A 7,513-nucleotide genomic window follows, 5' to 3' on the forward strand; every position below is an offset into this window, starting at 1 on the left:
ATGTCCGCGCTGATTGGCGTGGACATGAATACCTTATGGCGAGGGCTCTGGATAGATGACTTGGCCGGTTGCTTACCTTTTTCTGTCGAGTCCTTCGGGTCGTGAGGATCCAGTTTCTCGGCATGATGGGCGCATTTAGCTTGAAGCAAGACCGCACGGTCAATTTGCACCTTCCCTGCCGCATCAAGAACCGTAACCCGGACAACCGTGTCAGCAAGTTCGACGGTGACATCGGGCGACTTGGGCGCGGTCACGGCGCACGTGCTATGAGCTTTTGGGTATTGGTCAACCCAAACCGAAGTTACTTCAACGCTCGCATCCGGCGCCAGCAGGGCTGTATTGCTACAGAGCCATCGCGCAAGGTACTTTACTCTGCGCTTTGAATGCAGCTCCCTCAAGTGCCAGCGTTCCATCTCCTTGTTTTTTGCTGAGGGGAGCTTTCCCCATGCGTCTTCGATCTTTTGCCACAGCGTCCAGCCGAAAACCGGCCAGCGGGATATGTTTCTGTAGAGATACTTCAAAGATTCGACTCCCTAAATTCAACAAGCAGTGCCTGCATTTTCTCGCAGGTCCTTGCGCTAGTTTGCTATGCACCCTCGTTGCTTCAAGCAGCCGAAGCTGCAAAGCAGCTTCGGCGAAGCGTTCTATGTCAAGCCGCTAGCCGGGGAGCACACACGTGTCCATGATAATTAACCGTGCGCCAGATTGCGGCCTGCCTATCGTCCTGGATTGCAAGGCCGTCGCGGAACTGCTTGAACATAGCGAAAAGTGCGACATGTTCCTCCTGCACGCGGTGCTGTGCCGCGTGCTACAACCTGCGCTGACTGCTGAGGATGATCGTCAAGAAGAGTATTAGCCCTTTTTTGCGCTTGCTGGGGGCGGCTGACTTGGCCCACTTTGTCCTGAATTGGGTGAGTTCTAGGGATGGTCTTACATGGACGTCTCCAGAAGAACAAGATTCGTCGGCGTGAAGGTCTGAAGGGTTTGCAGTCTTACATTCGGCCTGTCATTGCAGGGTGTTCGTCCTGCTGGCCCTGATGGCATTCGCGGGTGAGGCTCCGGTCTGCATATCGGGCTTGATGCCCTGTATCCTTACCTGCTTGCGTTCGTGTACGGCCACCTCGGCGAGCACGATCTGCTGCGTGTGAGAACCGACGCCGAGAAGTACCTGCTGCTGGCTTGCCTCAACCTCGTTGAGTGTGTGGCCTAAATCGGAGCACAGCTGCAGTCCAAATGAGCTGCATGCGGCCCGTCAAGATGGCTTGACTGGACGCTCACCCCAATTCAGGGCAAATTGGGCCAAGCCAGTCACCCCCGACAAGCGCAAAAAAGTGCCATTGCCCTTCTTGGCGATCACCTTTGAAGCTGTGGTCCGTGAATGGGTAGCCTTGCGGGACTGGCAAGAAGTGACCAAAGCCCGCCGCTTGAACATGCTGGAGCGTGTGGTGTTTCCTTATGTGCGTATTCCGATGAAATCCGCCAGTGAGCCCGATTCAAATCTGCCACACAGCCCGATTCAAACCTGGCCACGGCTTCCGACTCAAACCAACCAACTCGGGGCTACATCACATTTGGTATGTTAGGGACAGCTCCGGGCGGCGGATTCAGTCGGTCGGTGCACAGCCAAAAAGCTGTCGTCTGACGATGGACAGCGCCATGGCGAGGTCCTGCCTTGTGCGCAGGCTATAGTATTTGTAAAGAATTCGCTCACAGACTTGATCCAGCAACCGTGTGGCGCGCAACACAGCAGGGGCAGCGGGTTTCATGGCCAAATTTAGTACCGTATCTATATGCAGCGAACGTGCCGCACAGCTAGTCTGCAAGACCCTTGCGGCGCTTTTCGAGTATCAATTTAGACCGCAGGCGCCAGATATGGCCTGCGGCTTGGTGCGGTCTACATTGCGTTGGGCGTCAGTAATGGAGGTTCGGTGATGGTTAGTCCGTGGAATGAAATCATTGCTCATTTGAAACACGAGCGCCTGTTCGACTCATGTGACCTCAACGAGGGTGCTACAGCCGCGGAATTGGCGCAACTCGAGCAGCACCTCGGTCAGTCACTCCCGCAAGAGCTTCATGACTTCTTGTCTGAGCACAACGGACAGGAAGGACGCGCCAAGCTCGGTATCTATGTGGGTAGCGAATTGCTGTCGACAGAAGGCATTTGTCAGCAGTGGGATGTTTGGCGTTCTATTGATGAGTCCGCAATGAATGATGATTGCGCTGACTTCATGTCATCAATCCCGCCGGGTGCAGTAAAGCCGATGTACACCAATCGATGCTGGATTCCTCTGACGCACGACTACGGCGGCAATCACGTCGGCTTAGATTTCGACCCAGGCCCAACGGGGGTCGTTGGCCAAGTCATTGCCTACGGACGGGATGAAAATGAGAAGCGATTGCTGGCAAATTCATTCAAGGAGTTTCTTGCAATTCTGGTCGCAACGGTGCGAAATGAAGACTGGTCTTTCGCCGATGAACTCCGAGGACAGTAGTAAATCGTCGAAGACCATGACGCCCACCCCCTCAGCCGAGGCGACAAATTGCAGCAAGCTGAAATTTGTCGCCTCGACTCGAACGTTAGACCCAAACCGTTATCCCCATGCCCATGCCCATGCTCGAACGCCTCTTCGCCGCCGCATCAGATCTACCCGTCATCGTCCAAGGAGCGCTCGGCTCAGCGCTTTTCGCGCTGCTGCTGTTCGTCGGGCAACGCGCCTTGGCCTACATGGCCGAGTATTGGGCGACTCAGTCCAAGGCAAGGCGCCGCCATTTCCTCATCGAACAACAGATCAAGTACAACGTGCTCAATGCCAACGGAGTCAGTGACAGGGGTGCGTTCGTCTCACTACTTGTATACCGAGCGGCGCGGCCGCTGTTTCTTGCGTTGCTCTGGCTCACTCTCGGACTGATCTTTGGGTCCGTCATCAACATCTTCGGCATAGTCGGTTACCTTGGATGTGTCTACTACCTCCTGCGTGGTCTGAGTACTGTCACTGGCCCCCAACGGGTTGATGATGTGGCAAGGAAACTCAGCGAGATCAAAGCGGAGCTTCAATCACTTGACTCCGAGAAGAAACCTTGAAGTTACGGGTTGGCGCGTGTTGGGGCCTAACCCTTCGTTGCACCTGACTGGCTACGGCTGGCGAAGCCAGCCGTAGCCAGTCAGGTGAACTCAAACGTTGAACGACCGCTTGTCTGCTTGATGAAAGGCAGTACTTGGCCACTATTGGCCGTTCTCAAACATCGTATCAGGCGGAGCCTCAGTGGGATGCAGACCACCGGGGTAGTGGGTCGAATCGGAAAGGCTGGCCTTGCTCCAATCGGAATCGGTGGCAGGTTTGAATCGGATCAGCTGGTTGGATTGGTCGGAATTTGCACTCATGTGGGGGCTCTGCCTATTCGGCAGGTTCAGCCTGTGCATTCTCTTGACATCCTGAGGCGGGCCGATTCCCGCAACGGCAACAGCGTGGCCTGCGAAGCCAAGAGAACCATGTCCTCTGTGTTGGAGTTCGCTGTGTCCACACAGCGGGCCGATCTAGACCCGGTGCACCCGGTACGCACGGCACTCGTGGCAAACAAGACCCAGCAAAAGCGGCCTTTATCTTATGAGGAGGTTGGCGCACTGCTGAATGCGGTGGAAGGCCATGGTGGCTACTACCAAATCCAGGCTGCGTTCTTCCTTATGTGGCTGACTCTGGCCCGCTCATCCGAAGTGATCGAGGCCGAATGGTGCGAGTTCGATTTGGAACAAGCGCTATGGCGCATCCCGGCGCAGAGGATGAAAAAGCGCAACGAGCACCTGATCCCTTTGGCTGTGACCTTGAAGGCTAGTCTGGTGACATATAAGGCTATTGGAGACGAAGAGGCGGTCCAGGCACTGCAGGAACGATACCTTGATTTTAGTAAGATCGAGGCAGCGATTTATGGATAGGACTTGACAGCAGATGCATTCGGTATATTTCAGTGGTGTAGTTCGGCCCGTTTGTTGGCTTCACCGCGTGCAAGGAGCTCTCCCTGCTTGCGACTTCTATCGATCTCTATCGGCGGCTGGTCAGGTGTGGAATCAGCGCTTATCCAGACGCTTGCCAGCTACACAAGCATGTTGATTTAGGTTGCTTTGGGCCGCTTGGACAGCTCGCTAGAGGAGGGTACTTTGTCTATAAATTTGAGAGAAGCTTGCTTATGCCTATTCGCCAGTCAGATCTTCTTAACGCAAGCCAACGTCGCTCCATGCAAGGACGCTTCGGTAAGCGTTACGGTCAATCCACAGCTTTTCTAAGCCACAGCCACAGGGATGCAGCACTCGCTCTAGGCTTGCAGGAATTGCTCAACAATCACGGTTGGGACGTCTATATCGACTGGCAGGATCAGACGATGCCAGACAAGCCGGATGGTGAGACGGCATTCAATATCAAAGCGGCAATTGTCCGTGCAGAATGGTTCCTCTTTCTTGCAACACAGAATTCGATGGCGTCGCGTTGGTGCCCTTGGGAAATCGGCTATGCAGATGGAAGAAAACCCCATGAGCGCATCGCGATTGTTCCCACGCTGGACAGCTTTGGTCACTTCTATGGCAACGAGTACCTGAACCTGTACAACAAAATCGACGTACCATCTACTGGCAATGCTGATCTTGCCCTATACGATACACAAGGCAAAGGCAAATGGATCTACACTCTTTAATTCCAAATTATCGTTTGTGCTTAACACATGAAAAGAGAACATCTGCGACTCGTAGACAACCTGTCCAAAGAGCTTGTCGAAGGGAATCTGGCAATCTTTGCAGGTGCGGGCATGTCCCGAGCTGCAGGTTTCGTAGATTGGAAATCGCTGCTGAAGCCGATCGCCGACGATCTGGATCTTGATGTAGAGAAAGAGTGGGATTTGGTGACATTGGCGCAATATCACGCTAATGCCAATGCGACCAACCGCTCAAAGCTAAATCAGATGTTGGTTACCGAGTTTTCGGCTGACGTAGCCCCAACTGAAAACCATGAGATCCTAGCTAGGCTACCGATCCAAACCTATTGGACGACCAATTATGACAAGCTCATCGAGAGCTCTCTCGAGCGTAATGGGAAGGTTCCGGACATCAAGTACACGAACAAGCAGTTGGCAACTACGCGCCCCAAACGTGACGCGGTAGTTTATAAAATGCATGGAGACGTCGATCATGCGTCTGAAGCTGTGCTTATTCGTGATGACTATGAGCGCTACCATTTGAAAATGCAGCCGTTCATCACCGCACTGAGCGGCGACCTGATTGCCAAGACGTTCCTGTTTCTGGGTTTTAGCTTCACAGACCCCAATCTTGAGTACATCCTCAGTCGAGTCCGAATTCAGTTTGCTCAGGATCAACGTCAGCATTACTGCATCCTTCGCAAGGCAAGCAGGATGGACGCAGAGAAACAGGCTGACTTCGAATACCGCCAGCGCAAGGAGGATCTCTTCAAACACGAACTATTACGGGTTGGGATCAAGGCCGTGTATGTCGATGAATTCTCAGAGGTAACTGAGATCTTGCGTGAAATTGAGCATCGTCACAAACGAAAAACTATCTTTATTTCGGGCGCAGCCCATGATTACAGCCCCTGGACTAAGTCCGAGGCGGAGCAGTTTGTCTACAAGCTGAGCAAGGCAATCAATAAGGAGCAGTACCGAGTCATTTCCGGGTTTGGATTGGGCGTTGGAAGTGCGGTTATCACCGGCGTGCTAGAGCAGACCATTATGAATGGTGAACGTCTCGATAGCGATCAACTAGTCCTTCGTCCCTTCCCCCAGAGTCAGTCCGGCGAGCGTCCATTGCAAGAGCTATGGACGGAGTACCGTCGCATTATGCTCGCTCATGCCGGTGTTGCGCTCTTTCTTTTCGGCAATAAACTGGATACGGCAGGAGCCGTGGTGCCGTCCAGCGGTATGCGTGAAGAATTTTCGATTGCAGTTGCCAATGGCCTCTTCGTCATTCCTGTTGGCATTACCGGCTCGATCTCCGCTGACCTTTGGAAGGAGGTGATCCAGACGTACGACGAATCGAAACACGAGCATGGCAAGAAGATTGCGTCTCTGCTTCTCGAGCTAGGCGCATCAGGCACCGATCTAGCGCGCGCTCACGATGTTATTATTTCTCTTCTGGCTCTTATCTAAGGACAAGCAGCGTGGCCAAACGAGTCTTTTTCAGCTTTCACTATCAAGATGTTATCGACTTTCGGGCGAACGTTGTTCGCAATCATTGGATGACCAAGACAGACCGAGAGGAGGCAGGGTATTTCGATGCGTCCGTATGGGAAACAGCAAAAAAACAAGGTGAAATTGCGCTCAAGAGGCTTATTAACGGAGCCCTTGAGAACACCTCAAATAGCTGCATCCTGGTGGGATCCGAAACATATGCGCGCCCATGGGTTCGATACGAGATCATGAAGAGCTTCAAACGGGGGAACCACCTTCTCGCAGTTCATGTGAACTCCGTGAAAGGAAAGAACGAGCAAACTAAGTCGCTTGGCCCCAATCCTTTCGAGTATGTTGGTGTTACGTACTCTGGCGATGGCAAGACAGGAACTCTATGGGAGAAAAATGAAAATGCCTGGGTTGAGTACAATCGAATTGACGGGAGTTCTACGTTTTCTGTACAAGCGGGTCCGGAGCATCGCGGCAAGGGCTATAATCTGTCTCACTTCTATCGGATCTATGACTGGGTCGCTGACGATGGATATAACAGCTTCTCCGGGTGGCTAAAATGATGGGCGTTTAATAAGCTCTGCTTTTATTGTGACCACTAAACCTTGTTGTGAAGTGGTCTAATTCATTGCGATAGCATGTATTTGACAGCTGAGATGAAAAGTTGGTAGTTGCTGCCTGGTACACCTTTAATATGATTCGACTAATGCACGTTATGGGGTGATTCCAGTTTGTCAGATTGCAGCTAGTTGCTTTCCGGCCTGGCTCACAAACTGGTCCGAAGCCAATTGGTGAGCTTAACAACTGACCGCCAAGAACCAACAGATATCAAGGAGATCAATTCATCTAGACTGCTTCGAAGCCGAGAGCCTCTTTGTTCGCCGCCGTTCACCCGTATCCGAGGAGTTTGGGGGCATGGTAGGGGGCACCAAGCGAGTAGAGCAGATAAGATATCCAATCAAATCATGCCCTTACGGCGACAATTTCTGTTCTACGTCTGACAAGGAAATAACCTTCTTCGCTTACGGTGCTGTCCCGCCTGGCTACGTGGCCAATTGCGTCGCTAGTGCAGGAGGGCCGCTGACTTGGTGGGCGTCATAGCGTTTAGCCGGGTCAGCACGTCGCGCAGGTAACTGTTCTGTAGGTCGTCAGAGACGAGTCGTGCCAGCCGGTCTAAGGAGGCGACAACCATTCTGACGCGGGGGCCGGCCATCGGGCACATGAAGATGGACGGCAGGTTGGGTCGCAAACCGCTCAAGGGCGGTAAGCGGCTGGTCATCCCATCTTGACCGGCCTGAATCAGCCGTGATGCACCCAGGCTTACTGCTTCCCGGGCAAG

8 protein-coding genes are annotated in these 7,513 nt (G+C 53.1%); 6 read left to right on the forward strand and 2 right to left on the reverse strand.

The window, feature by feature from the left end:
* Positions 1–521, reverse strand: a 521-nt coding sequence (locus tag AC07PT_RS30255) for a hypothetical protein (RefSeq protein ID WP_494659166.1), incomplete at its 3' end; no start/stop codon positions are given.
* Between the two features lie 1,410 nt (positions 522–1,931).
* Between AC07PT_RS30255 and AC07PT_RS30260 the strand changes: the two genes are divergently transcribed.
* The 6 genes from AC07PT_RS30260 (at position 1,932) to AC07PT_RS30285 (ending at position 6,737) form a co-directional block, all read left to right on the forward strand.
* Entirely contained in the window at positions 1,932–2,492 is a 561-nt protein-coding gene (locus tag AC07PT_RS30260) for an SMI1/KNR4 family protein (protein ID WP_494659167.1), read from the forward strand.
* 119 nt (positions 2,493–2,611) lie between these two features.
* Positions 2,612–3,082, forward strand: a complete 471-nt coding sequence (locus AC07PT_RS30265) for a hypothetical protein (protein ID WP_494659168.1) — start codon at positions 2,612–2,614, stop codon at positions 3,080–3,082.
* 186 nt (positions 3,083–3,268) lie between these two features.
* Complete coding sequence (locus tag AC07PT_RS30270) at positions 3,269–3,931, forward strand: tyrosine-type recombinase/integrase (protein ID WP_494659169.1); 663 nt, start codon at positions 3,269–3,271, stop codon at positions 3,929–3,931.
* Between the two features lie 251 nt (positions 3,932–4,182).
* Positions 4,183–4,683 carry a toll/interleukin-1 receptor domain-containing protein gene (locus AC07PT_RS30275; RefSeq protein ID WP_494659170.1) on the forward strand — a complete coding sequence of 167 codons (501 nt, stop codon included), beginning with the start codon at positions 4,183–4,185 and terminating at the stop codon, positions 4,681–4,683.
* A gap of 27 nt (positions 4,684–4,710) precedes the next feature.
* Entirely contained in the window at positions 4,711–6,144 is a 1,434-nt protein-coding gene (locus tag AC07PT_RS30280; RefSeq protein ID WP_494659171.1) for an SIR2 family protein, read from the forward strand.
* Between the two features lie 11 nt (positions 6,145–6,155).
* Entirely contained in the window at positions 6,156–6,737 is a 582-nt protein-coding gene (locus tag AC07PT_RS30285) for a TIR domain-containing protein (RefSeq protein ID WP_494659172.1), read from the forward strand.
* Positions 6,738–7,237: 500 nt separating this feature from the next.
* Here AC07PT_RS30285 and AC07PT_RS30290 read toward each other — a convergent pair.
* Positions 7,238–7,513: hypothetical protein (locus tag AC07PT_RS30290; protein ID WP_494659173.1), on the reverse strand; the 276-nt coding region annotated here is incomplete at its 5' end.

It is taken from the genome of Curvibacter sp. GW821-FHT09D12 (assembly GCF_059416245.1).